Source organism: Hymenobacter sp. DG01 (genome assembly GCF_006352025.1).
Taxonomy (GTDB): domain Bacteria; phylum Bacteroidota; class Bacteroidia; order Cytophagales; family Hymenobacteraceae; genus Hymenobacter.
This window is the reverse complement of sequence record NZ_CP040936.1, coordinates 4,574,161-4,597,520: the sequence shown is the minus strand read 5'-3', so window position 1 is coordinate 4,597,520 and position 23,360 is coordinate 4,574,161. Positions and strand designations below refer to the sequence as shown.

The window sequence follows — 23,360 nt, the reverse complement described above, 5'->3', positions numbered from 1 at the left end:
CTTCATCCTTCTGAAAAACAAACGAGGCGCAAAGGTACAATGGGTAGCTGGCAGTCTCAAGCTGCAGAGGTAAAGCCCAGATAATCTGTTCTAATAGTGCAGCCTCACCGGCTCAAATTACAATAATATCTTTTACGGTTGAGCTGCAATCTGCACCCGCGTGCCAGCCGAATGAGTTGTGAACTCCGGGGCGTAGAGGCACTGCAGCTGCGAGAGGCCACCCGAGAAGTTGCCGGCCTGGGCGGCCCGCAGGCGGTACTCAAACGTGTGAGTGCCTTTGGGAAAGTAGCTGATGAAAAAGTTGGTGGCCGCGTCGCGGGGGCTTTCGTAGTAGCCCAGGCCGCTCTGGTAGCGGTAGCCCGAAGTCTGCCCGATGAGCTCCAGGCCAGCGGCGCGCTGGTCTTTGAGGTGCACGTACTCCAGGTCCCGGTCGGCGCGCAGTACGAGGCGCACCACCAGCACGTCGCCCACGCGCAGGGGGGTAGCAGCCGTGAGGGGCTGCAGGACGGGTCCGGTAGCCGTGCGCTGCTCACGGTAGAGCTGGCGCTCCAGCTGCAGGCCGGTAGCGGCGGGCGTAATCTTATCCAACTGCTCGAAATATTGCCAGTACAAGGCGCCCCAGGCCACGCCGGCATCGGTTTTCTGCACCGTTAACTTGCCTAGCTCAGGCTTGATTTCAGCGGCGGGCCAGGTGGTTTTGTAGTAGCCGGTGCCGGCTTGCTGGGCTGCAACGGGAGCGGGCTTCCCTCCTACCCTCACCTGCACGGGCTGGGTAGGCTGGAGCCAGTTAGTGCCGCACAGCAGCAGGGCGTAGCAGGCATCGGCGGTGGCGCGGGTGCTTTCCCAGTTCTGGGTGTGCTTCTGCTGGAGCAGCCAGAGCTTCATTTCATCCACGGCCTGCTGGTTGTTTTCTACTTCATCGAAGGCCTCGATGAGGGTAGCCTGGGTTTCGGTGGGAGCCTCGCGCCAGTAGTAGCCACCGCGCACGTCTTTCCAGTACATGCCCAGCTCCGGCGAGTGCAGCGCGTTTTCGCGGAGGGCCGTCAGGATGTTTTTTACGGCGGCTGGCTGCGTTTTCTGGCGGTGCAGGGCCAGGGCAGTCTGGCCCTGGAGGTAACGGGTCTGGGCTTTCCAGTAGGTAGCAGCCTGCTGCTGGTAGAACGCCTGAGCCGGTTGCGCGGCTTTCGCCAACGCCAGGCCCGGCCAGAAGCTGCGGGCATACAGCGCCTGCACCTGAATATCGGATACGTGCTGCTGCTTCAGATCAACCTTGGGCTGCTTGCGAAGCTCGTTGTAGTCGCGCTGCAGCTGGCTGTCGAGGTAGATAAGCGCGTTGTTGACGATTTGCCGGGCCTGCGGGGTCTGCTGCACATCCAGCGCGCCCAGCTTCTGCAGCTTGCCAAACCCGGCCACAATAAGCTGGGTGATGTACCGGTCGTCGGGCATGCGCTCAAACCACGGAAAGGCCCCGTTGGGCTGCTGCATCTGGAGCAGCTTGGCGAGGGCGCGGCTGGTTTCGGCTCGCAGGCGGGGCTCGTCGAACAGCTCCGTGAGGCGGCGCATACGCTCCGTATCCGACTGCGCATCGCGCACCCAGGGCGTTTCCTGGAGCAGCAGGTTTTTCAGCTCCTGGTTCTGCTCCAGCTTGCTCGTGAGGGCAGCTTTGTTGCCGGCGTCGGCGGCGCGCTTCCATTCGGCCAGCGTGGTGCGCAGCTGCGGGTTACTCTGCAGAATTTTGGCAGCCAGCAAGTTGGCATACAAACGACTGAACACCTGCTCCGAGCACTCATAGGGGTACTCCATGAGGTAGGGCAGCGCCTGCACGGCGTACCAGGCCGGGTTGGGCGTCATTTCCAGCGTAAGCGAGTAGTTGCGGCGCGTGGGCGAGGTAGTGCTGGTCAGCTTCTTTAGCTCAAATTCCCGGGCCCCGGGCCCTACAAGGGGTAGTGGCAGGCTTTCGGTGATGAGCAGACGGTTGGGCAGCACAGGCAGGGTGTTTTCCTCGCCATCCTGTACAGTTGCCAGTTGTGAGTTGCCGGTTGCCGGTTTGTTCTGGCGGCGCTGTTTGCGCTGCTCCTTCTTGTCTTTGCCTGACAACTGAGAACCGACAACTGGCAACTGACCCGATGCCACCACGCGGTAGGTTATGGCTTCGAGCGGCACCTGGCCTTCGGCGGTTTCCGGAATTTGTAGGCTCCAGCTTATGGCGCTGCTTTGGTTGGCTTTCAGGCTGAATTTAAGCTGGCCGGGGCTTTTCAGCAGCTTGCTTTCCAGGGGCTGCTGGGTGCGGGCATCGAGCAGGAACAGCTGAGCACTGCCGCTCAAGGGTGCATCAGTGAGGTTGCTGAGCTTGGCGCTGAGCGTGAGTTGGTCACCTTCACGGAAGAAGCGCGGGGCGTTGGGCGTCACTTGCAGCTGCTTTTGGGTAACCAGCTCGCGGCGAAGCAGGCCGGAGTGCAGTTGCTGGTCGTGGGCCAGGGCCAGCAGTTGCCAGCGCGTCACAGCTTCGGGCATCTGGAATTCCAGCACGGTTTCGCCCTGGGCATTGGTGCGTAGCTCGGGCAGCCAGAAGGCCGTTTCACGGAAGTCTTTGCGGGCCTGGACGTTGGCGAGGTCAGGTTGAGCTGATTTGGGCGGTTCCGCCCCTGCCACTACAACTTCGTTGAGTTGCTGTGAGTCGGCCATCTTACGCATGGCCATTTGTGGTGCCGGCGCCGCGGCCGAAGCCATAGCATTGCCGCGCACCCGGACTTCCTCATCTAGCTTTACGACTGGCGCAGTGAACTTAACAACTTTATCGGCAAGCTCTTCTTGATCTGGAATTTCGTCCTCGCCCATGTAGCCCCACATATTCAGGTGAGGATAGCGCATATCCCTGATTGACCCGGTAGCTGAATTCCCGTCAAACAGCTCATCCGACTCCTGCGTCCCAAACCGGCCATTCCAGGCTAGCAGCGCCGGATAATACGGCTTCGGAAACTCCAGCTCCGTAAAGGAGTACGCCCGGAAAACGTCCAGGGACTTATCGTAGAGAGTAGCCAGCAGCTCGGCGTTGGCGGGTTGGCCGGCGGTGTTATGAATCGTGACGCGCCAGGTTTCCTTCTGGCCGGGCTGCAGCTTGTCGCGGAAGGTAGCAATGCTGAGCACCAGCGGCGCGGGCGGCGTGGCTACCTGCACGGTGGCGGTGTGGGTGTAGAGGCGGTTGTCGCGCACCTGCGTGAGGTGGGCGTAGAGCGATGCGCCGTCCAGCGAGGCAGTAGTCGGAACTTCGATGACGCGCTGCTCGCCGGCGGCCAGGGTCAGCCACTCGCGGCGCAGAGTTTCGCCTTTGGCTTCCACTTCCAGCAGCAGGCGCGCCCCGGCTTCGGAACTGCCCACCAGAAAGCGCGCGGCCTGACCCGGTGCTACGCTGTCCTGGAGGTTCACGAACCAATCGGGGGTAGGAATGGGCAGGGTCTTCGCCTCAGCCGAGTAGAGCGTGAACACCTGCTCGGTTTTGACGGGCGGCGTGGAGGCTGGTGCGGTGGCGGTGGCTTCCAGCACGTAACGGCCGGGTTGCTGGCTGCTTAGCGCCTTCGCCATTTCGGGCAGCAACGGGCTTTTTTCGGTGTTGAAGTCCTGGGTGACGACCAGCGTGCGGGCCCAGGTGCTGTCGTTGTCTTCGCGGGCGTAGGCATCCAGCGGGAACTGGCGCCTGAACTCCTCCTGGCTCAGGGCTTCCAGCTCCGGCCGCTCCCAGGCGCGGGGGCGCAGGGCACGGGCCGGCGGTGTGAGGCGGTAGAGGCGCAGCTGGCCCTGGGCGGACAGGGCTTCGCCGGTGGCGTTGGTGCTGAGCAGTTGCAGCGCGGGTATTTTTTCGCGGTTCAGCTGCTTAGGCACTTCCAGGCGCAAGCTCAGGGCGTTGGTACCAAGGCTGACGGACTGCTGGCCAGTGCGGGTTTCGCCGGCTGCGTCGGTCACGTCGGCCGTTACCTCAAACACGTAGCCGGGGTTCCAGGGGCCGCGCTTGGCCGCGCCCAGGTCCTCCTCCCCTTTCGCTATGAATTTCACCACGAAGCCGCCGGCCGAATCAGTTTGGGCGGTACCGTTGAGGATTTCCACTTCCGGCCGGCCCTGGCTGCCGTACAGGCTGCGGTAGCTCATTCCGAACAGGGGCCAGAACGTGCGGCGCACCACACGGTACTGCACCGTGGCCCCGTCAATGGGCTGGCCGGCGTAGGCGGTAGCTTTGCCGCGCACAGTCACCTGCTGGCCCAGCACGGGCGTGCCGGCTACGGGTTCAAACGTCACCTGGAAGGTGGGGCGCTTGTAGTCTTCTACCGCGAAGCTGATACTGCCGTCATCGGTTTGCAGGCTCATTTCGCCATTGAGCAGGCCGGTGGGCAGCACGACAGAGCTGTGGAAGGAGCCAAAATCAGAAGTGGTGAAGGGCAGCGTCTGCACGGTCTGGCCGTTCACATCCACAAGGCGCACCGACACGGCCTGCTTGGTCAGAAGCTGCGACTTGCCGGCGCGGGTTTCCGTCAGGATGCCTTTGAAGTAGAGCGTCTGGCCGGGGCGGTAAATAGCGCGGTCGGTGAAGAGAAACGTGCGGCGCTGGGGCTGCTCGGCTTCGGAGTTGCGGGGGCGGCGGGGGTAGTAGCCGCCCACGTTTTCAACCAGCAGCGAGTCGCGGCCCTGCGTGAGGAACAGGTTGCTGAGTTGCGTGTTTTCTCCCGTTTTCAGACCGAGTGAAATTTGTGTCTGGCCTTCGGCATTGGTGGTCAGCACGTCACCGCGGCGCTGCTTGTACTGGCGGGCTTTCTGGTCGTAGTACTGAAACAGGGGACGTACTTGTACTCCGGCCAGCGGTTGCCCGCTCTGTCGGTGCAGCACCAGCAGGCTGGTGCCATCGGGCGAGTTGCGACGGATTTGGCTCAGTTCGCTCACACTTAAAAAGGAACGCGCCGTGATAACGCCGGCTCGCTCCTTGGTTGGGTTTTCATCAGCGGTGCTTATTATGATGAGGTAGTGGCCGAGCGGCAACGCCGGGCCAGCGTGTTGCACGCTGTGGCCTTTGTAGTCGGATGGAGCGGGCACGTTCAGCGTCCAAGTCGCGGCGGGCTTACTGGCTAAGGCGCGGGCAAAGGTCTTCTGGAAGCTGTAGTTTTCTGCATCCTCAGCGGTGCCAGGCTCGGAAAGACGAACGTTGTAAGCGTTGCTGATGCGATACGCTTTGGCGTAAAGCCGAGTCACGTTGCGCACCTGCAGCTTCAGCAGCCACGGCTGGCCGGGCAGCACCGTTTCCTCGGTCGTGAACGTAACTTCAACCTGCTCTAGGTTCTGCCGCAGTGCCTTGGCCTGTAAGGCTCCATGTGACTTCGGGAAGCGCTTTTCAGCTTCTAAGGCTAGCTGACGAGCTTTCACGGCATCGGTTTCCTGCTCAAGAGAAGCCTGCACGAACATAAACCGCGTGACGATGGGCAAGGCCGCGTAGGTAGTGGCCGCCTGGTTTAGCGCGGCACGGTACAGCTCGTTCTTGTTGGGCAACTCGGCGTACTGGTGCACAAAGCGCAGGCGAGCCAAGTCCACGTCGGCCAAGGCTTCTGGGTTGGTGGCATCCCGCAGCCGGAACACGGTAAGCTGCTGCAGCACCCGCAATACCTGCAGCTGCCCGTTGAGCGAGTCGGCCGGCGGCGCGGTCAGATTCAGGCGGGCAAACGCAGCGGCCGGCCCAAACAGCGCGGCTTCTTTCAGCTCAAACTGCTCGGCGGGCTTCGTGAGGTAGAACTCATCGTTGCCAAGCCCCTCGATGGCGCGGCGGGCCAGCAGGTCGTAGAGCGTGGGCACGAGGATGCGGCTTTCGGCGTCGCCGCCCGTTACGGCGTAGCCCATGGCCGCCAGTTTCAGCTGCTGCAGGCGTTCGGGCTCGTCGGCCAGCGAGGCGCGGTAGTGGCTGATAACGGCACTGCCGAGGCGGGCAGCATCCCAGGTCCGGATATCGGCCCGGCTGGTATCGGCGGGGTCGGGCGCGGCCTGGGCGGTGCGGTCGTAGAGCTGGTAGCGGTGCTGCTGGTAGTAGTTGGCGTAGAGCTGAGCCAGCAGGCTGTGCAAAATGGGCCGGGCCGGAAACCGGGCGGTTTTCAGGTCGGCCTCTACCAGGGCAATGGCCTGCACGTCAGCCTCTTCCTCTTTGGCTTCCAGCAGGCGCAGCTTATAGAGCAGGGCCCGCAGATACTCGGGCGTATTCTGACGCTGCCGGGCCTGCTGGTACAGGGGCTCCAGCAGCTTGGCGGCGGAGGACGTCTGGTCTTTGGCCAGGAGCTGGTCAATTTTCTTCCAGGCGGCAGGGTTGCCCTTGCCGGGAGGGGTAGGAGTCGTTTGGGAGGAGCCGGCGGAAAACAAGAGCAGGAGCAGCAGGAAGCTTAACAGGAGAGGGCGCATACGGGCAAAACGAATCAGGAGGGCAAGTTGGTAAACTTTAGATGCCCCGAACCCGACAATTCCATAAGCCCGCCCGAAAGAAAATGTACTCGGCCTTCAGCTACAGGCCGCACCCGTTGGGCAGCCCGGGGCAAGTAGCCAAAACCAGGCCCAGGCCTAGCGCAGCACCAGAACACTCTGCCTTTTTCTGTACTATTAAGCCTTCTTACGCAGGTATGCCGCCGTGCTTGCGGCCAGCCTCAGATACTTCTATTTTTTTCCGTTATCCATGCTGCTACCCATATCCTCGTTTCTGATGCCTAGCCGCTGCGCCCTGACTTTTGCGCTAAGCCTCCCGCTGCTTTCTACTGCCCAGGCCCAAAGACGCACCCAGCTGGGAGTGCAGGCGGGCGCTGGCCTGAGCTGGACCCAGCAACAGGGAGCGGCTTCGCCCTCCTCCTGGCAGCGCCCTTCCGGGCAAATTGGCATGGTAGCCGAAACTCGCCTGAGCAACCAGCTGGCGCTGCAATACGGGCTGGGAGTTACCCTGAAAGCCTACCGCTCCTATTCCGATGAAGTCTTCAACCAGGGCACTGCAGACGAGGTACGCCTTCAGGCCACCACTACCACCCACCTAACCTATGCTCAGCTACAGACCGTGGCGGTATTTGCTCCGGCGGGACTCAGCCGCGGCGTGCGGCTGCTGCTGGGCGGTTACGGCAGCATGGGAGTGTGGGGCCGTAGCGCCGATGACCTAACGGAAACCCGCCCCACGGAATCGAGAAGCTACGGCAGCAACTACCGGCTGCGGTTCGGGTACTTTGGGGGCTCGGGTGGGGGCTTCGGGATACTGGGCGGTGGGGGCAGCGCCGACATCCGGCCCTTTGATGCCGGGCTGCTGGGCGGGGTAGGCTACCGCCGGAAGGCCGTGCAGGTGGCTGCCTGCTACGAATGGGGCCTGGGCCAGCTGCTGCCGGGCTATCTGGAGCGAAGCTTCCACTATCAGGCCTACCTGCGGGGCGCCTCCCTAACGGCCAACTACTACCTACCCGCCGCCAAATAAAGCAGCCGGCCGCGCCGGCAGGCATTGTCACTCATGAATATATGTATACTCAAGCAAGTGAATACTGCCGCCCGACCTCTACCTTCGTGCCGTGGCCCAGTAAGCCGCGCTTATCCAACCTTATTTTATCATGTTCAAAAAAGCACACATCACTATCCTGAGTGTAGCTATGCTACTGGCAGGAGCTACCCAAGCTCAGGCCCAGGTAACCATCGGGCCTCGCCTGGGGCTCAACGCCACCAAACTGAACTTCGACCTGGAAGACGACGGCCCCGACACCAAGTATATTTTCGGACCGCAGGTGGGCGTAACCCTGAACGCGCAGTTCGGCAACCTGGCACTGCAGCCTTCTATTCTGTTCTCACCGAAGGGCACCAAGATTGAAGTAATTGAGGAAGGAAGCGCGACTTCGAACGGCGAAACCTACTCTATCAGGTCGGAAGAGAAGGCCACCATCCGCCTGAGCTACCTGGAAGTGCCGGTAAACCTGGTGTATAGCACCAACGGGGCCGATGGCGGCTTCCAGGTATTTGCCGGGCCCTACCTCGGAATTGGCCTCAGCGGTAACTACAAAGCCGAAAACAACTATTCCGCAAGCCTCAACGGTCAGGTGGTTGAATCGATGTCGGGCTCCGCTGATGCCGACATCAAGTTTGTGGGCAAGGCCTCCGACGGCGACGAACCCGAATTCCGCCGCCTCGACTTCGGGCTGAACGCGGGCCTGGGCTATAAGGCCGGCTCCTTTCAGGCTCAGCTGGGCTACGGTCTGGGCCTGAGCAACCTGATTCCGAAGTCTGATGACGGTGATGACTCCGACAACAAGATCCACAACCGGGGCGTGCAGCTTTCGGTAGCGTACTTCTTCGGCGGGAAATAAGGCCGTTTCCTACCCCCTTAAACCGGCAAAAGCCTCCGCAACCTGAGGTGCGGGGGCTTTTGTTTTTGCTGCTGGCTTAGCTGCGCCCGTCCAGCACTCGCTCGGCCTGCTGAATGTGGCGTTTGATGTGCTCTACCAGCAGTTCCAGGGCATCGGTGAGGCGGGGCAGCAGCAGGGGCACAATAGGGTTCGGAATCCGAACGGCGTTGGCGTTGATGGTGCGGGCCTGGGTAATCAGGTTGTCCAGCTCATCCAGCTGGCGGCTAAAAACTTCTACTACTGTGCGCGGCAGGCGCGAACCGCTGGGCGCGTACTGCTGGGGCGTTTTCATGGCTTTCTCGCTGGCCGGTACCCGCATGGCTTCGGTCATCTTCTTGCCGAAAAACCCGTGCACAACCGTTTCGGCCGGACTGGAGCCCCGCTCCCGGGCGGCTTTGATTTTGCGGTTCATTACCGGCAGATACAGGCCGCCCACAATATTGAGGTGCTCCAGGCACTGGCCCACGCTCCACTTGCCCGGCCCCGGCCCCCGGTTCAGCTGGTCGTCGGTGAGGGGGCGGAAGCGGCGGTGGGTAATTTCCCGCACCCGCTGCAGTTCAGCAGCCAGGGAGTCCAGAAAATCGGTGGTACGGCGGGCAGTGGCGCTCATAGTATATGGGCAATAAGGCAGAATCTACCGTAATGATACAGCCCTCAAACGGTTTCGGCAACGCTCATCGTACGCCCCTGCCGCGTTTCGCTTAAAATTCAGGCGGTAGCGTACCTTCGGGGCATGGTGCGTTTTCTTTCCTGTCTGTTGAGCTTGCTTGGGGCCTGGGCCCTGCTGCGGCCCCTGCCCGTGGCGGCGCAGGCCGTGCCTAACCCGGGCGAAAACATTGCTTTTCTGGTGACGTTTGGGGCCCAGGGCGACAAAAGCTGGGGCGATGATGACTTCACCCAAACCTTCTTTTTCCTGGTGCCGAAGGATAACCGCCAGCCCGTGTACATCCGCGTCTTCGACCCCGACTGCGGTGGCCGCCACGATGAGGGTAAGTTTGGCTGGAACACTACCACCGAGTTCAGCCTGTACGGTGGCCCCGGGGCGCACTCCGGCCCCGACGCCCGCAGCACCGAGCCGAAAGGCAACTTCCGCTCGGGCACGCTGCTGAAAACCAAAACCTTTGGGGCGGACCCCGCCTACGATAACCAGTGGTACACCTTTGGGCCACTGAACCCGCTGGAGGGCGAGTTTGTGCCGGAGTTTGATGGGTACGTGTTCAAGCTGGTAGCCCAGGGCAAAAAAGGCGACGACGGCAACCTGTACCGCTACTTTCTCAGCACCACGCCTACCCAGAATGTGGCCGTGGAAGGCGGCAACGCTTTCACCTACGAGTACTCGTTTCGGCTTTCGCCGGAGCGCCGGGCCAAAACCCACCTCTACCCCTTCATCAACGACCGGGTAGTCAGCATCCGGCAAAGCAATTTTGACGGGGACAATGACTTTACGCTCAAGATTTTCAGCGTGGCTAAAAACGGGCACCCGGCCATCATCAGCGGGGACCAGAAGTGGGCCAGCAGCGTGCATGCCATTGCGGCCAAGGAACACGGCCTTTCGCTAGATCTGCAGATTACCTCCCTATCCAAGGCTACCAATGACCTGGTGTTCTACGTCACGGACCAGTACGACGTGGCCCTGCCCTTCTTTGCTATTCCGCTCGGCGGCCCCCCGCGCTACCGCTACGATGTGGACGTAAAAATCCGCAAGTAGGCCGCCGCCGGTCTGCGGGTAGTGCGGCTTGGCCGTCTGCCGGCTTTCTGTTATACTGGTTGCGTTTTAGCTTATTTCCGCGTTACCTATTCGTTGTTATGCCTACTGCGCGCCCGGCCGCTTCGCAGCCTGCTACCCCCTCGCGCCACTCCAAGGCCTCGTATCCGTGGCTGCGCGCTGTTCGGCGCTACTTCGGCTTTTCCCGCCGTGAAACCTCCGGCTTTGTGGTTCTGCTGTTCCTGCTGCTGCTTTGGCTGGGGCTGCCCTATCTGCTGCGACCGGCCCTGCCAGCCTACAACCCCGCTCCCGATCAGCAGCGCCTGAATACTTGGGCGGCCGAGCTGGCTGCACGCCGCACCACCCGGCCCGCCTACGCCAGCCGCTACCCCCGCCGGGCGGCCGTACCCCAGGTAGCTCTGGCCCCCTTCGACCCCAACCAGCTGACGGAAACCGACTGGGAGGCCCGGGGCCTGCCCCGCTACGTGGCGCGTCGCCTGGTAAACTACCGCACGGTGCTGGGCGGCTTCAAAGCCAAAGAGCAGATCCGGCGCACGTATGGCCTACCCGATTCTGTGTATAGCCGCTTGGCGCCCTACATTCTGCTACCCGACCAGCTGCCGCCCCGCGAGGCGCGCACCTATGCTGGCAGCCGCTTCGGAGCTTATCCGGAGCGCAAACCCTTTGGGGCCACTGCTGATAAAAGCCGCTTCCCGCGCAAGCCTGCCCGCCTGGCGGCCTTCGACCTTAATGCGGCCGATACCACCCAGCTCATGCAAATCCGGGGCATCGGGCGGGGCTACGCCCGGCGTATCGTGGAGTACCGGCAGCGGCTCGGGGGGTTCCAGCGGGCCGACCAGACCGCCGAAATCTACGTGCTGCGCGACGCGCCCGACCTGGTGGACAGCCTGCGCAAATACACCTTCGTGGCCCCGGGCTTCAGCCCTACCCCCCTCGATGTAAACAATGCCTCTTTTGAGGTGCTGCAGGCCCACCCCTACGTGGGCAAGCGCCTGGCCCGCGTGCTGGTCGCGTTCCGGCAGCAGCACGGCCCCTTCCGTCAGCCCGCCGACCTGCGTCAGATCCGCATTCTGGACCAGGCCACCTACGAGAAGCTGATGCCTTACCTGGTGCTGAAATAGCAGGCCCGGACGCGGGGGCTACCGCACTACCACGCACAGCCCTATGGCCCCGCCGGGCGCGTAGGCTGGCAGTAGCAGCAGCTTCTGGCCCAGTCGCCCCGGCAGCAGGTGCGCGGCCGCCGGGTACAGGCGCCATACCGCTTCGGCCGACAGAAAGCCTACCCCCGCCCCGGCCAGGACATCGGTTACCCAGTGCCGGTTATTGAGCATGCGCATGGCCCCGGTAGCCGCGGCCACGCTGTAGCCTCCTACGGAAAGCCACGGATACTCCCGCCCGAACTGCTCGTACAGCAGCGTGGCCGTCAGGAAGGCCTCGGCAGTATGCGCCGACGGAAACGAGCTGAAATCAGCCGGGTTATCGGGCCGGCGGGCGTGGCTGAGATGCTTGAGCTGGGTAACCGCGCCCGTGCTCAGCGCGTGCGAAAGGCCGTAGCAAACCGTGAAGGCCCCTACCCCCCGCTCGCCCCGCAAACCCACGGCAAACAGCCCGTAGGCAGCCGCCGCCGGCAGATGCCGGCTGTAGTTGTCCAGCGACGTGGCGAAGTGCGGAAAATGCTCGCGGGTTTCCTCGTGCACTTCCTCTTTCATCTCATCCAGCACGTTTTCATTGGTGCTCACGTACCCCAGCCCCACCAGGGCCAGCGGAACACCAACGCGCCACACCTGAGGCCGCCAGCCCGACCGCTGCCTGGCAGCCGGTCCGGCCGGGTGTAGTGAATCGGGAGAAACCACCGGTGCCTGAGCCCGGGCTATTGGGCTGGCACCGTAGCCCAGCAGTAAGAACAGCAATAGTTTACGCACGCAACGCCCAGACCGGATTAAGGGGGTAGGAAACCTACAAGATAGGGGCTCCGGGACCGGGATGCCAGCCGCTTCCGGCCGGAAGTGGTAATTTTCGGCCGGCGGGGGCTCCGGCACTGCCGTTGTGCTTTATTCCCCAGCCAGTGTTGGCCGGGGCCTCGCTTTTGTGCCCGCCCTTATGATGTGTCTGCCGCGCCTTTCCCCCTTTGCTTTCTGCCTGCTGCCACCTCTGCTGATGGGCTGCTCCTCTGACCAGGGCCGGGGCGACTTCGCCAGCGTGAATGACTTGTATGAGGTAAACGAAATAGGCCGGCTCAACCGCCAGCAGGTAGCCGAAAGCTCTGGCTTGGCCATAGCCAGCCCCGAGGGCGACCTATGGACCCATGCCGACGGCGGCAACACGGCCCGCCTGTATAAAATAACCCGGCAGGGCGACCTGCTCCAGACCCTGAACCTGGAGCCGCTCCAGAACATCGACTGGGAAGACCTGGCTCAGGACGATGAGCACCGCCTGTACCTCGGCGACTTTGGCAACAACCAGAACAAGCGGCGCAACCTGTGCATCTATCGGCTCAGCGGCCCTACCCTGCAGCAGGCCGATACCATCCGGTTCCAGTACGCCGATCAGCGCCAGTTTCCACCCCGTAAGCCCCGGCGCAATTTCGACTGCGAGGCGTTTTACTACTACCAGGACAGCCTGTACCTGTTCACCAAAAACCGGGGGGAAGGCCGGTGGCTGAAACAGTACGTGCTGCCCGCCCGCCCCGGCCGGCACACGGCCCGCCTCGCCGACAGCCTGCAGCTGCCTACCTGGGTTACCAGCGCCGACATCAGTCCCGATGGCAAGCGCGTGGCCCTGCTGGGCGCCGAGAAAGTGTACCTGTTTGAGCGCCTGCCCGGCCGCCGCCTCTTCGACGGCCTGAAAAGCACCCTGGATATTCCGGGGTCGGGCCAGACCGAGGCCCTGGTCTTTACAGCCGATCAGGACTTTATTTTCAGCAATGAGAAGGGCAAACTGTTCTCAGCCACCCGCAAACAAGAAGCCCCGGCCCGCTAGCACATCTGCGCCAGCACTACCCCCAAATGCGGTACAAGCTCCGTTTGGGCACCCCCTGTGTAGGCGCGTACTTTGGAGCTCAATCATTTTTCACATCTACAGCCTTACCACATGATCAACAGCCACAATACCCAGCGCTCTTTCGAGGGCATTCGTCGCCCCGATGGCACCAACATGACCGTTGGCACCCTCGGCACCCTCGCCGGCACCGTAATGACCATCGTGGCGGGCAAGTAAGCTGCCCCAGCGTTTTCTGTAGCGACCCCGCCTCCCCGGAAGCGGGGTCGCTTTTACGTTGGTCCATCACCGTTTTTCTTTGCCTGCCCGATGCTCAATCCGTATGCGTTTCGGCCCAATGAGCAGCACACCGCCTTTGCCTTCGAGAGCGAAGGGCCGAAGGGCGCGCTGCACAAGCTGATCAGCTTTACCCCTACCGAAGTGCCGCAGGTGTACCTGTTGGCGCTACACAACGGCTCCGAGCCCCAGCGGGAAACGTCGCCGCGCGCCGCCCGCAGCAACAACGGCGACGCTGCCCGCATCATCGACACGGTTATTGCGGCCATCGACGTTTTTCTGCAGCGCTACCCCGAGCGGTGGGTGTTGTTTTATAGCTACTTCGCCAAAACCGACGCCCATGACCCCGTGCGTATGCGCCTTTACCGCCGCCGCATGACGGCCAATTATACCTTCATCGACGAGCGGGTAGTTATGCACGGCATCCTGCCCGACCTGGTCACCCACGAGCCCTACTGCGGCTCCCACGACTACGGGGCCATTCTGTTCAAAAGCCGCCTAGCTCCAACAGCGTAGCCAAGGCGCCCGCTTCGCTCCCCACTGGCCTCGCCCCAGAAGACTCAGTGGCTACGGAAGTTCTTTATGACCTGCGCCAGGCTTTGCGTAGCCGAAGCCCTCCTCGATACCTGCTGAAACCACGGAAAACGCCGCAGCTGTCAGTCAACCTAGACGCCGTTCTGCCTGTACCCACCTGATTAAAACGGTCATTCTGAGCGGGTCGAAGCATCTCGCGTGCTGATGTGTGAATTACTACCACAACATCAGCACGCGAGATGCTTCGACCCGCTCAGAATGACTATTCTTCTTTCTTTACCGCCCAAGCAGCTTAATTCGGCGAGCCGGGGCGGCCGGGCATGGGACCGTAGTCAGGGTTGCGGTCCGAGTTAGTGCGGTCATCGGAGGCACCGCCGTAGTTGGGGGCCGCGTCCTGGCGGGTATAGTCGCCGCGCGAGGGCGAGCTATCAGGCTGGTTGCCATTGTTAGCCGCATCGTACTCATCATTGTACGAGCCGCCTTTGGAGCCAAAGCCGGTTTTTTCGCTGCCCTGGGCATCGGGCGAGTCGGCCGCGTCGTAGCCGCTGCGCGAACCGCTGGTGGGAGTGGCATCGGCCTCGCCGCTACCCTGGCTGGTGTTGTTAGGTGCTACCCCCGTGCGCTGGCCCTCCGGCCCACCATCGGGGTGGCTGGGGCGGTAGTCTTCCCGCTGGTTGCGCTGGGTAGCATCGGGCTGGCCGCTGCCGGCCCAGGTGCCGCCCACCGACGATGTGCCGTAGTTTTCCGCGAAGCCCGAGTCGGGGCCCTGCGGAGCCGCGTTATCGTTGGCAAACTGCGTCCCGACGGCAGAACCGGCGGGCGCGGTGCCTCCCACGGGTTGGGTGCCGTGGCTGCCGTTGCTGGTGTCAGCAAAGCCCGACTGGCGCTGCTCCCGCTCGCCAATGTAGCCGGTGGTAGCGGCGGGAGTATCCAAGGTGCCGGCATAGGTTTGGTTGCCGCGGCTGAGCTCGGCCCCGTAGCCGGCATGCGTAATGCCCTGGTCTGACTGCCGCCCGAACTCGCCCCGGCTGGCGCCGGCTACTTCGTTCTGCTCGTGGTTAGCATCGTGGGCGAAGGGCTGCTGGCCGGTGGTGTTGGCCGGGGCCTGCAACTCGTGGGGTTCGGCCTCGGAGTGGGGCTGTGCGGCCCCGCCGGCGTTGGAGGCAGCGGCTACTGGCTGCTGGCCCTGGCCGGCGGAAGCGGAAGTATCGGGACTGGGGGAGGTGGAATCAGTCATGACAAAAAAATATAGATGAGCTGGAATCCACTTGCATACGCAGTCATTCGGCCCGCGTTCCGCCCAGGCGGGTTTTGCCAAGTTGGAAAACCATGTAGATTTACCGCCATTCTTTCACCCCACAACCGCTTACGCCCCGCTATGAAAACCGGCAAAGTGAAGTTTTTTAATGAATCCAAAGGCTACGGATTCATTGTTCAAGACGAAAATGGTCAGGAGATTTTCGTTCATCAGACGGGCCTCGTGCACGAAATCCGGGAGAATGACCGGGTAACCTTCGACATCATTGACGGCAAGAAGGGCCAGAACGCCGTGAAGGTAGAGCGCATTTAACTTCAGGCTATACGTCAAAGAAAACCCCCGATTGGCCGGCCAATCGGGGGTTTTCTTTGCTAGTTGGGTGGTTGGGCTACTGGTCTGCCGTCCGTTTGGCTACCCGCACGCCCACGGCCATAATACCACGGAGCTGATCCTGGCGCATGTACTGCTCCAGCATGATGCGGTAGCGGCCCGCCTGCCGGAACTGCTGGTCAGGCAGGGCCAGAATCTGGTGGTCGTAGATGTCGCCGGTACCATTGCCCCGAGGCTCGCCGGTTTTGGGGTCCAGCAGCAGCATCTGGTGCAGGCGCCGCGAAATCACCTTCCCATCGGGGCCCCACAGGGTTTGCTTCACGTACAGGTTGTAGTACTCGTAGTCGGCCGCGTTGCGGATGTTGAAGTACACATTGTAGCGCTGGGTGGTATCGGCAATATCAAACTCAAAGGTGGGTTTGTCCTGCACGGCCCATACGTAAGGGTCCCCGGCCGGCGACTTCAAATCGATGTTTTTCTCGAACACCTGATCGGAGTCGCAGGCTGTTAACAGGAGCATTCCGATAACCCAAGCGGGCAGTACCCGGGAGAGAAAGCGCATAGAGAAGTACATCAGGAAGCAGATGGAGTTGAACCAGCCTCGGCGGAGCCACCAGGACGACCCGAGCGGCCACCGCGCCGGCCCGAGCGCCCACCCCGGCGACCTTCGCCGCCTTCTGTCCGGCCGGTGCCAGCTTCGGGGGTCTCGCCGGGGGTAGCTGCCCGGGGTGCACGGCCTTCACGCGGGGCGCGGGGCGCCTCTGGGGTGGCATCTGCCGGGCGGGTACCGTCGGCGGCGCGCTTGCCTTCACCACGGCCACGGCCACGGCGGTTTAGCGGGCGCGCGGCGGCTCCCCGCGGGCGGCTCCGCTCTTCAGCTGATGGTGCGGCTTCTGGTGCGGCCGTCTCAGGGTCCGGCTCCGACTGTACGGCCGGGCGGCTAGGGACATTGCGGCCGACCCGGGGGGTAGGCGCGGTTGCCACGGCAGCATCCTCGGGACCTTTTTCCCGCTTCTTTTTCCCGCGTTTGCTGCGCTTGGAGGCCTTAATCTTGTCGTCGAGGCGCTCCAGAGAGCCTTCCACGATGGCCGTTACTTCGGGTGCCTTTTCTTCCTCCAGCGCGGGCGCCAGGAGGCTTTCGGGCTTTTCGCCGCGCTTATTCAGCTCCAGCACTTCGCGCACGCGCTCCGTGGGTACTACCACCCAGTTGTTGTCGCCGCGCACAGCAAACCACATCTTTCTTTTGAAGATGTCGGTTTTCTGAAGGGTATAGTCGCCTTTCTCAGTCTGGAGGGGGCGCTGCACCTGCGGAATGTCCTTGAGAGCATCGAGGTAAGTGTCCAGCTCGTAGTTGAGGCAGCACTTCAGGCGCCCGCACTGGCCCGAGAGCTTGGCCGGGTTGAGGCTCAGGTTCTGGTAGCGGGCGGCAGTGGTGCTTACGCTCTTGAAATCCGTCAGCCAGGTAGAGCAGCACAACTCCCTGCCGCACGAGCCGATGCCGCCGAGGCGGCCGGCTTCGTGGCGCAGGGAAATCTGGCGCATTTCTACCCGCACCCGAAATTCATCGGCCAGGCGCTTAATCAGGTCGCGGAAATCAACCCGGTCATCGGCGGAATAGAAGAAGGTAGCGCGGGTGCGGTCGGCCTGGTACTCTACGTCGGAGAGCTTCATTTTCAGGCGCAGCTCATCTACCACAGCCCGGGCCTTGAACATGGTGCCGGTTTCCAGGTCGCGCACGGCCTGCCAGCGTTCCACGTCCTGCTCAGCCGCCACCCGCAGAATCGTGCGGATGTCTTTTGAGTCCTGGGGCACTTTCTTCTTCTTCATCTGCAGACGCACCAGTTCGCCCTTCAGCGAAACGTGGCCCAGATGCCAGCCGCTACCCGCCGACTCCACCACTACGGCGTCGCCGGTGATAAGGGGAATACGGCTTTTGTTGCGGTAAAAATCCTTGCGTCCGCCCTTAAACCGGACTTCTACAAGGTCGAATTCTTTAAAGTCGCTGGGCATATCCAAGTCCTGGAGCCAGTCGAATACATTGAGGCGGGTACAGCCGCTACTGCAGCTGCCTTTAGAGCCGCAGCCCTTGGCAGATGTAGTGGAGCAGCCCCCGCCGGAGGAGGAGCAGGATGAGCAAGCCACGGCCTGAAAGATCTATATGGTAAAGCGGAAAGGAGGGGCCCGCTGAAAATCGGTTCTAGACAAAGATACAGATTTAGAGGCGGAGGGCCTTGCGCCTCCTTTCACGGCGGAAATAGTTAGCCGGTAAACTACCGAATTTAATGTAGCTACAACAGTCCTATTCCTCAGATAGGTCACGAACCAGAAAATTTAGCTTCTACCCCAAATAATCAATTATCCTTGAATAGTTCTAAAAGGAAATAATGCAATTCCTAGGACATTTCACCCTAATTAACAACTCGTCAATACAAAGATGGTTTGTATATAATTTTGATAATTAACACTGCCTTATTTTGAAATATCACTAATGAAAACCTATGTTTACAGCGTTCTTTCATCCAACCACAACCAAACCCTATGAAGAAGTTTAAAGTACTCGCCCCCCTGGCGCTGTTCGCAGTTACCAGCCTGTCCCTTTCCTCTTGCCAAGAAAAAGCCAACGTTGAAGTAAAAGGCCAAGTATCAGAGACGACCATCAATCAGATCCGCGCTCTGGGCTTCACGGCCGCTGGCGCTCAGCAAGTGGAGGGTGGCGTACGGGTAGAAGGCGACATTCTGCTGACCAACGAAATGCTGGCGGACGCTCCGGCTGGCCAGTTGCTGCGCGTAGGCGAAGATGAGCAGTATCGCACCACCAACCTGGTAACGGGTCTGCCCCGCGTACTGACCGTGAAGCTGGAAGGCTCGTTCCCCTCCGCTTACGTGTCGGCTGTTGATGAAGCTATCCGCCGCTACAACGCCGAAGGCCTGCGCATTACATTCCGCCGCATCACCTCGGGCACGGCAAACCTGCCCATCACGTCTGCCAACCTGGGCTCCGGCGTACTGGGTCAGTCGGGCGGCTTCCCCTCGGGTGGCAATCCCGCGCCCGGCTTCAAACTGTCCCCGACGGCTATCAACAGCTCCAACGTAGGCTACATTGCCACCATTATGGCGCACGAGATAGGCCACTGCATTGGCTTCCGTCACACCGACTACTTCAACCGCGCGTATAGCTGCGGTGGCTCGGCTGCGAACGAAGGCGCCAGCACGGTGGGTGCTATCCTCATCCCCGGCACTCCTTCCGGCGCTGACCCGAACTCCTGGATGCTGGCTTGCGTGGGCAACGGTGTAAGCCGCCCATTCAACACCAACGACCGCACTGCCCTCAACTACGTGTACTAAGCTTCTGCTTAGCACTTATTATAAAAGCCCCGACTCATCCGAGTCGGGGCTTTTGCTTTTGCGGGCCTGCGGTAAGGTCAAGGGCTCATATAGATTACCAAGTGATTGGCGGCGGCGTTGTCACTACCGGGTCGGGGTTGGAAGCCTTGCTTCACCTCCTACCCCCAGCTACCGTCCGAAAGCCCCGGACCTAGACTAATAGCTTGCGGGCAGTTGGCACCCGCACCGTCTCAGCCGCCCTACCCCCAAAGTTGGCTTAACCTTTCCGGCAGACTCTAGACTGCTGCCTGTGCCGCGCCGCCCGCACCGAGAGCGGTGGAGCGGCGCAGGCGTTAGATCAGCAACAGGAGGGCCGCCAGCTGATTTCTAAAATAGACGGCTACGCCCTGTAAGCCAGCTATAGCATCAGGATGCGGCGCGTTACTTCCCGGCCGCCAAGAATGCTGATTCTCAGCAGAAAAGTACCCCGCCCCAGTGCACGCGTATCGAGGGTCTGGAGGGTGCTGCTGCTGGTGGTAACCTCTAGGCGCAACCGGCCGGTCAGGTCAAAAACCCGGAGGTGCAAGGCCTGATCCTGGGGGCCTACTACGGTCAGTGGCTCGCCGGCCACCGCGGGCACCGGGTACACAAGTACATCGGCGGTGCTGCGCACGAAAAACGCCGCTTCTACGGCGCTATAGTACGTGCGGCCATTATTCAGGTCGAGGCGGACCCGGTATTCGCCCCGGCCGGGTACGGGGTCTGGATCGGCCAGCTCCACTGTGGTACCGGGCACCGAAGCCAGGCGCTGCACGGCCCCGAAGCTGCCATCGGCGTTGCGGCGCTCCAGCGTCAGGGTCTGCAGCCGATAGGTAGTGCCCAGCAGCAGGTTAAAGCGCATGTTGTCGGCCACGGGCTGAGCAGGCAAAAACGACTGCACATAACACCCATTATTCTCCGGGCCGACATTGGCCGTGAAACCCTGTTCCCGCACTTGCCCGCCCACCCAGGGTGCTACGGCATAATAGCGGGCCGCCGCATCGGTCGGGGGCAAGGTTACCACCGTATCCGTGAGCAGGCGGTAGGGCTCCAGGTGCGTGGCACCCAGCCGGTAAAGCTGATACTGCGTGGCTTCCGGCACCCGTTTCCAGGCCAGCAGCGTTTCTTCGGGGCAGCTATACAGCACCTGCACTGCCAGCGGCGAGGCCACCAGAAACGTGTCTGACTCCACGGCAACGCCCCCCGTTAGCAGGCGCACCTGGGCCAGCGTGGAGGTTGCAGGAGCCGTCCAGCGGAAAGCCTGCTGCTGCAGATCAACGGAAGCGGAAAGCGTGCTCCAGGCAGTTTGGCCTACCGGGCGGTACTGCAGCTGCGCCGTGCTGGCCGGACCCGCCCATTGCCAGCGCAACACGGCCGCCTCGGCTGTGCGCAGGGTGCGGGCCGCCGTAGGGTTCACCCACGTCAGGCCCGATTCAAACTCATACACAAGGCCGAAAGCCTGCGGCCCCTGCGGCACGGCGTAGCCCCGCACCCGCAGCTGATAGGTACCGGCAGCGGGAGCATCCAGAGTTATCTGCTCGGCATTGTCGCGGTGGTTGGGGCGGCGGCGAGCAGGCAGGGCCAGGGAATCGGGATGAGGAAAGGCACTTAGGGTCCAGGGCAGCCAGCGTTGCGCGTCGGCGGCCCGGGTCAGCGTCAGGTCGAGGTCGTTGAGCAGGGTAGCGGGAGCATTAGCCGCAGCTTCGGGGTCGTGCCAGACCAAGGTGGCTTTCAGCCGGTGAGTGCCCGCCGGAACCGTAAGAGTTACCACCTGCTCCTGCCCCTGGGCCACGGTACCCTCGGAAAAGCGCCGCTCCAGTATGGCCTGCACCGCCCCTAGGGCATCGGCCTGACCGTAGCCTGCTACGTGGTCCACGTTGGGGCGCCCGGTGTCATCGGCCGAGTTGAGCAGGGCGGCTTTCACCAGGGCCGCCGAGGGCAGCCGCCCCTGCTGGTCGCGGTAGGCCTGCTGCACCAGCAGGCTCACGCCCGATACCAGGGCGGCCGCATCGGAAGTGCCGCCGTCGCCGAAGGCTACCAGCTCGGGCTTGATGCGGCCATCGGCGGCGGGGCCCCGGGAGCTGAGCGGGGCTACCTGCCCGAAAGCATCCGTAGCGCCCACCGTGAGCGTATTCTTGGAGTTCTTAAACTGCCCCGTCAGGTTGGCTACCGCCGCCAGGCCGGCGTACGGACCGGCCGGGGCCGGCTGGTTGCCTGAGTTACCGGCGGAAAATACGTGGAGCAGCTCCGGGCGCCGCAGCACCTGCTGGTCGTAGGCGCGGGCTTCGAGGCCGTAAAAATTTTCCACGCTTACCCCGTACGAGTGGTTCTGCACCGATACGCCCTGGCTGACTAGGGTAGCATCGTTGTCGGGCAGCAGGTTGTCGTAGCTGGCCTGCGCGATGCGGGCCTGCCAGGCCGCCCCCTTGCCGGCCGGCGCCGAGTTGCCTCCGCCGGCAATCAGGGTTGCCATCAGGGTGGAGTGCGCGTTCAGTATCGGAGCCTGCGGATTGGGATTTACCAGGCGGCCTTTGAAGTCAATGTCGTTGACATCAAGAGGGCTTTCCTTGAGGGAGACGGTCAGGCCTTGCCCCGCCAGCTGGGGGTAGCGCGTGTGCACCGCCGTTACTTTATTGGCCGCGAAGTCGGCGCCGTTGAGCTGGCGCTCCGGCCGGGCGGCCCGGTCGGCTACCTCCACAAAGCCGATGTAGGGACATTGGCTCAGCTCGGCAGCCGTAGCGCCGCGTACCTGCCAGAGGCCGGGTTGGTGGGGCTCCGCCGTAGCTGTGGCCCGGGGCTGCTTCTGCGCCAGCCACTGCCGAAACCCGGCTTCACTGGATACACTGACCCGCAGTACGCGCCCGGCCCGATTGGCATCGAGGCCGGGTGCCAGCCGGGCAGTGGGCCGGACAGGCGCAGTTTGCGCCAGGGCCGAGCTACCGCCGGTGATGCCTGCTGCAAGCAATAGAAAACGAAGATACCGGTGGCAGTAAGCAACAGCAGACATAGAAAGGAATTGGTTGTGGCAGAGGCAGGAGGGCGGAATCAACGATGGGAGTCGTCTCTTTCAAATGTAGGCAGAAATAGCCTCTTGCCCCCTACCCCCAACCGCCACGAAAAAGGCCGGCAAGTTGCCGGCCTTTAGAGGGGTAGCACGCCCGAAACTGGCTAGGGCTTGAGCACTACTTTCACGCAGTTATCCTTCTTGTTGCGGAAAATATCGTAGCCGTGAGCGGCCTCCGAGAGAGGTAGGCGGTGGGTGATGATGTCATCCAGCACCACTTTGCCATCAATGACATACTGCAGCAGCTTATCGATGTGTTTGTGGGCCGGGGCCTGGCCGCCCACTATCTTGATGCCTTTGTCGAAGAACTGTCCGATGGGGAAATTATCGTAGGGGGTGGCGTACACGCCTAGCACCGTTACAATGCCGCCGCGCCGCACGGCGCTCATGCAGGCTTCCAGCACTTTGGGCGAGCCTTTTTCGAAATTGACTACCGCTTTGGCCCGGTCCAGCAGGTTACGGTCGGGTTCGAAGCCCACGGCTTCCACGCACACATCGGCTCCGCGGCCGCCGCTCATGTCCCTGATCTGCTCCACCACATCCTTGGCATTTTCCCACAATATGGTTTCACAGTTGGTGGCATGCTGGGCCTTGTCGAGGCGGTACTGCAGGGTATCGACAATAACAACCCGGGCCGCACCGCGCAACCACGCCGATTTTGCGGCCATAATGCCCACGGGGCCGGCACCGAAGATGGCCACCGTTTCGCCGCCCTTCACTTCGCCCCAATCAATGCCGGAATAGCCGGTCGGGAAAATATCGGTCAGGAAGAGGGCCTGCTCGTCGGTGAGGCTGTCCGGAATTACACGGGGGCCATAGTCGGCGTAGGGTACGCGCACATACTCAGCCTGGCCGCCGTTGTAGCCGCCGTATAAATCGGTGTAACCGAACAGAGCGCCGCCTTTTTCCGTCAGCAGGCCGCCTTCGGGGCCGTAATGGTCGGGGTTGGAGTTTTCGCAGTGGCCCGGCAAGGCGTGGTTGCAGAAGTAGCAGGTACCGCAGGCTACCGGGAAGGGCACCACTACCCGGTCGCCTACTTTGAGCTTGCCGCCTACCCCCTTGCCCACTTCTTCCACAATGCCCATAAATTCGTGGCCCAGTACCATGGGCCGGGGCTGCGGAATGCTGCCGTTGTAAATGTGCAGGTCGGAGCCGCAAATGGCTGTGCTCGTCACGCGGATAATGGCGTCGCGGGCGTCTTCAATCTTCGGGTCCTCTACGGTATCGACGCGCACGTCTTTAATTCCGTGATACACGAGTGCTTTCATAGCTAACCGGGGTTGTGGAGTGGATGAACAACTGCTGACCTTAGGGCCAGCTCCTCCGCTAACGCCTCGCCGGGTCAGGGAGTTACGCCCCAATGCAGCGGGCCCTACCCCTTCGTCAGCTCCAAAGCCCCAATCCGGCCGGTATTTGCGGTTCCCGAAGGCA

The 23,360-nt window shown here is 62.1% G+C and carries 17 protein-coding genes; 9 read left to right on the top strand and 8 right to left on the bottom strand.

All coding sequences use genetic code 11. The features are described 5' to 3' along the window. Nucleotides 1–132: 132 nt before the first annotated feature. Entirely contained in the window at nt 133–6,423 is a 6,291-nt protein-coding gene (locus tag FGZ14_RS19625) for an alpha-2-macroglobulin (protein ID WP_139925847.1), read from the bottom strand. A gap of 268 nt (nt 6,424–6,691) precedes the next feature. Here FGZ14_RS19625 and FGZ14_RS19620 point away from each other — a divergent pair, with 268 nt between their 5' ends. Together FGZ14_RS19620 and FGZ14_RS19615 are read left to right on the top strand one after the other, a co-directional pair. Then, nucleotides 6,692–7,465: an outer membrane beta-barrel protein gene (locus FGZ14_RS19620; RefSeq protein WP_139925846.1), complete on the top strand. Its 774-nt coding sequence runs from the start codon at nt 6,692–6,694 to the stop codon at nt 7,463–7,465. A 130-nt stretch (nt 7,466–7,595) separates the two neighbouring features. Next, nucleotides 7,596–8,342: a porin family protein gene (locus FGZ14_RS19615; RefSeq protein ID WP_139925845.1), complete on the top strand. Its 747-nt coding sequence runs from the start codon at nt 7,596–7,598 to the stop codon at nt 8,340–8,342. Between the two features lie 76 nt (nt 8,343–8,418). On the opposite strand, the gene FGZ14_RS19610 is transcribed toward FGZ14_RS19615, so the two are convergent. Further along, nucleotides 8,419–8,991 (bottom strand): DinB family protein, encoded by a 573-nt coding sequence (locus FGZ14_RS19610; protein ID WP_139925844.1) that lies wholly within the window; start codon nt 8,989–8,991, stop codon nt 8,419–8,421. Between the two features lie 123 nt (nt 8,992–9,114). Here FGZ14_RS19610 and FGZ14_RS19605 point away from each other — a divergent pair, with 123 nt between their 5' ends. Further along, nucleotides 9,115–10,089, top strand: a complete 975-nt coding sequence (locus FGZ14_RS19605) for a hypothetical protein (protein ID WP_257883288.1) — start codon at nt 9,115–9,117, stop codon at nt 10,087–10,089. Nucleotides 10,090–10,187: 98 nt separating this feature from the next. Further along, complete coding sequence (locus FGZ14_RS19600) at nt 10,188–11,228, top strand: helix-hairpin-helix domain-containing protein (protein WP_139925843.1); 1,041 nt, start codon at nt 10,188–10,190, stop codon at nt 11,226–11,228. 18 nt (nt 11,229–11,246) lie between these two features. Here FGZ14_RS19600 and FGZ14_RS19595 read toward each other — a convergent pair whose 3' ends face one another. Continuing rightward, nucleotides 11,247–12,029, bottom strand: a complete 783-nt coding sequence (locus tag FGZ14_RS19595) for a phosphatase PAP2 family protein (RefSeq protein WP_139925842.1) — start codon at nt 12,027–12,029, stop codon at nt 11,247–11,249. 235 nt (nt 12,030–12,264) lie between these two features. On the opposite strand from FGZ14_RS19595, the gene FGZ14_RS19590 reads away from it, so the two are divergent. The 3 genes from FGZ14_RS19590 to FGZ14_RS19585 all read left to right on the top strand — a co-directional run bounded on the left by FGZ14_RS19590 (nt 12,265) and on the right by FGZ14_RS19585 (nt 13,896). After that, nucleotides 12,265–13,086, top strand: a complete 822-nt coding sequence (locus tag FGZ14_RS19590; protein ID WP_139925841.1) for a hypothetical protein — start codon at nt 12,265–12,267, stop codon at nt 13,084–13,086. A 111-nt stretch (nt 13,087–13,197) separates the two neighbouring features. Further along, nucleotides 13,198–13,323: a hypothetical protein gene (locus tag FGZ14_RS22145; RefSeq protein WP_257883287.1), complete on the top strand. Its 126-nt coding sequence runs from the start codon at nt 13,198–13,200 to the stop codon at nt 13,321–13,323. 90 nt (nt 13,324–13,413) lie between these two features. After that, nucleotides 13,414–13,896 (top strand): hypothetical protein, encoded by a 483-nt coding sequence (locus FGZ14_RS19585; protein WP_139925840.1) that lies wholly within the window; start codon nt 13,414–13,416, stop codon nt 13,894–13,896. 310 nt (nt 13,897–14,206) lie between these two features. Here the strand turns inward: FGZ14_RS19585 and FGZ14_RS19580 are convergent, their stop codons facing one another. Next, the gene (locus FGZ14_RS19580) at nt 14,207–15,151 is read right to left on the bottom strand and encodes a hypothetical protein (protein ID WP_139925839.1); all 945 of its coding nucleotides are present in this window, start codon (nt 15,149–15,151) and stop codon (nt 14,207–14,209) included. A 141-nt stretch (nt 15,152–15,292) separates the two neighbouring features. Here FGZ14_RS19580 and FGZ14_RS19575 point away from each other — a divergent pair, with 141 nt between their 5' ends. Then, nucleotides 15,293–15,484 carry a cold-shock protein gene (locus FGZ14_RS19575; protein WP_139925838.1) on the top strand — a complete coding sequence of 64 codons (192 nt, stop codon included), beginning with the start codon at nt 15,293–15,295 and terminating at the stop codon, nt 15,482–15,484. Nucleotides 15,485–15,560: 76 nt separating this feature from the next. Here FGZ14_RS19575 and FGZ14_RS19570 read toward each other — a convergent pair whose 3' ends face one another. Together FGZ14_RS19570 and ricT are read right to left on the bottom strand one after the other, a co-directional pair. Then, on the bottom strand, nt 15,561–16,064 hold the full coding sequence (locus FGZ14_RS19570) for a gliding motility lipoprotein GldH (protein WP_139925837.1): 504 nt from the start codon (nt 16,062–16,064) through the stop codon (nt 15,561–15,563). An 11-nt stretch (nt 16,065–16,075) separates the two neighbouring features. Beyond that, the gene (gene ricT / locus FGZ14_RS19565) at nt 16,076–17,512 is read right to left on the bottom strand and encodes a regulatory iron-sulfur-containing complex subunit RicT (RefSeq protein ID WP_139925836.1); all 1,437 of its coding nucleotides are present in this window, start codon (nt 17,510–17,512) and stop codon (nt 16,076–16,078) included. 528 nt (nt 17,513–18,040) lie between these two features. Between ricT and FGZ14_RS19560 the strand changes: the two genes are divergently transcribed. Next, nucleotides 18,041–18,847: a M57 family metalloprotease gene (locus FGZ14_RS19560; protein ID WP_139925835.1), complete on the top strand. Its 807-nt coding sequence runs from the start codon at nt 18,041–18,043 to the stop codon at nt 18,845–18,847. 397 nt (nt 18,848–19,244) lie between these two features. Here the strand turns inward: FGZ14_RS19560 and FGZ14_RS19555 are convergent, their stop codons facing one another. After that, entirely contained in the window at nt 19,245–21,872 is a 2,628-nt protein-coding gene (locus FGZ14_RS19555; protein ID WP_139925834.1) for a S8 family serine peptidase, read from the bottom strand. Between the two features lie 161 nt (nt 21,873–22,033). Next, on the bottom strand, nt 22,034–23,197 hold the full coding sequence (locus FGZ14_RS19550) for a zinc-dependent alcohol dehydrogenase (protein WP_139925833.1): 1,164 nt from the start codon (nt 23,195–23,197) through the stop codon (nt 22,034–22,036). Nucleotides 23,198–23,360: the final 163 nt, after the last annotated feature.

Excerpts from the sequence above, each read along its gene's own strand:
- FGZ14_RS19625 (WP_139925847.1), bottom strand. The coding sequence starts at position 6,423 with ATGCGCCCTCTCCTGTTAAGCTTCCTGCTGCTCCTGCTCTTGTTTTCC.
- FGZ14_RS19620 (WP_139925846.1), top strand. The coding sequence starts at position 6,692 with ATGCTGCTACCCATATCCTCGTTTCTGATGCCTAGCCGCTGCGCCCTG.
- FGZ14_RS19615 (WP_139925845.1), top strand. The coding sequence starts at position 7,596 with ATGTTCAAAAAAGCACACATCACTATCCTGAGTGTAGCTATGCTACTG.
- FGZ14_RS19610 (WP_139925844.1), bottom strand. The coding sequence starts at position 8,991 with ATGAGCGCCACTGCCCGCCGTACCACCGATTTTCTGGACTCCCTGGCT.
- FGZ14_RS19605 (WP_257883288.1), top strand. The coding sequence starts at position 9,115 with ATGGTGCGTTTTCTTTCCTGTCTGTTGAGCTTGCTTGGGGCCTGGGCC.
- FGZ14_RS19600 (WP_139925843.1), top strand. The coding sequence starts at position 10,188 with ATGCCTACTGCGCGCCCGGCCGCTTCGCAGCCTGCTACCCCCTCGCGC.
- FGZ14_RS19590 (WP_139925841.1), top strand. The coding sequence starts at position 12,265 with ATGGGCTGCTCCTCTGACCAGGGCCGGGGCGACTTCGCCAGCGTGAAT.
- FGZ14_RS22145 (WP_257883287.1), top strand. The coding sequence starts at position 13,198 with ATGATCAACAGCCACAATACCCAGCGCTCTTTCGAGGGCATTCGTCGC.
- FGZ14_RS19585 (WP_139925840.1), top strand. The coding sequence starts at position 13,414 with ATGCTCAATCCGTATGCGTTTCGGCCCAATGAGCAGCACACCGCCTTT.
- FGZ14_RS19580 (WP_139925839.1), bottom strand. The coding sequence starts at position 15,151 with ATGACTGATTCCACCTCCCCCAGTCCCGATACTTCCGCTTCCGCCGGC.
- FGZ14_RS19575 (WP_139925838.1), top strand. The coding sequence starts at position 15,293 with ATGAAAACCGGCAAAGTGAAGTTTTTTAATGAATCCAAAGGCTACGGA.
- FGZ14_RS19570 (WP_139925837.1), bottom strand. The coding sequence starts at position 16,064 with ATGCGCTTTCTCTCCCGGGTACTGCCCGCTTGGGTTATCGGAATGCTC.
- ricT (WP_139925836.1), bottom strand. The coding sequence starts at position 17,512 with ATGCCCAGCGACTTTAAAGAATTCGACCTTGTAGAAGTCCGGTTTAAG.
- FGZ14_RS19560 (WP_139925835.1), top strand. The coding sequence starts at position 18,041 with ATGAAGAAGTTTAAAGTACTCGCCCCCCTGGCGCTGTTCGCAGTTACC.
- FGZ14_RS19555 (WP_139925834.1), bottom strand. The coding sequence starts at position 21,872 with ATGTCTGCTGTTGCTTACTGCCACCGGTATCTTCGTTTTCTATTGCTT.
- FGZ14_RS19550 (WP_139925833.1), bottom strand. The coding sequence starts at position 23,197 with ATGAAAGCACTCGTGTATCACGGAATTAAAGACGTGCGCGTCGATACC.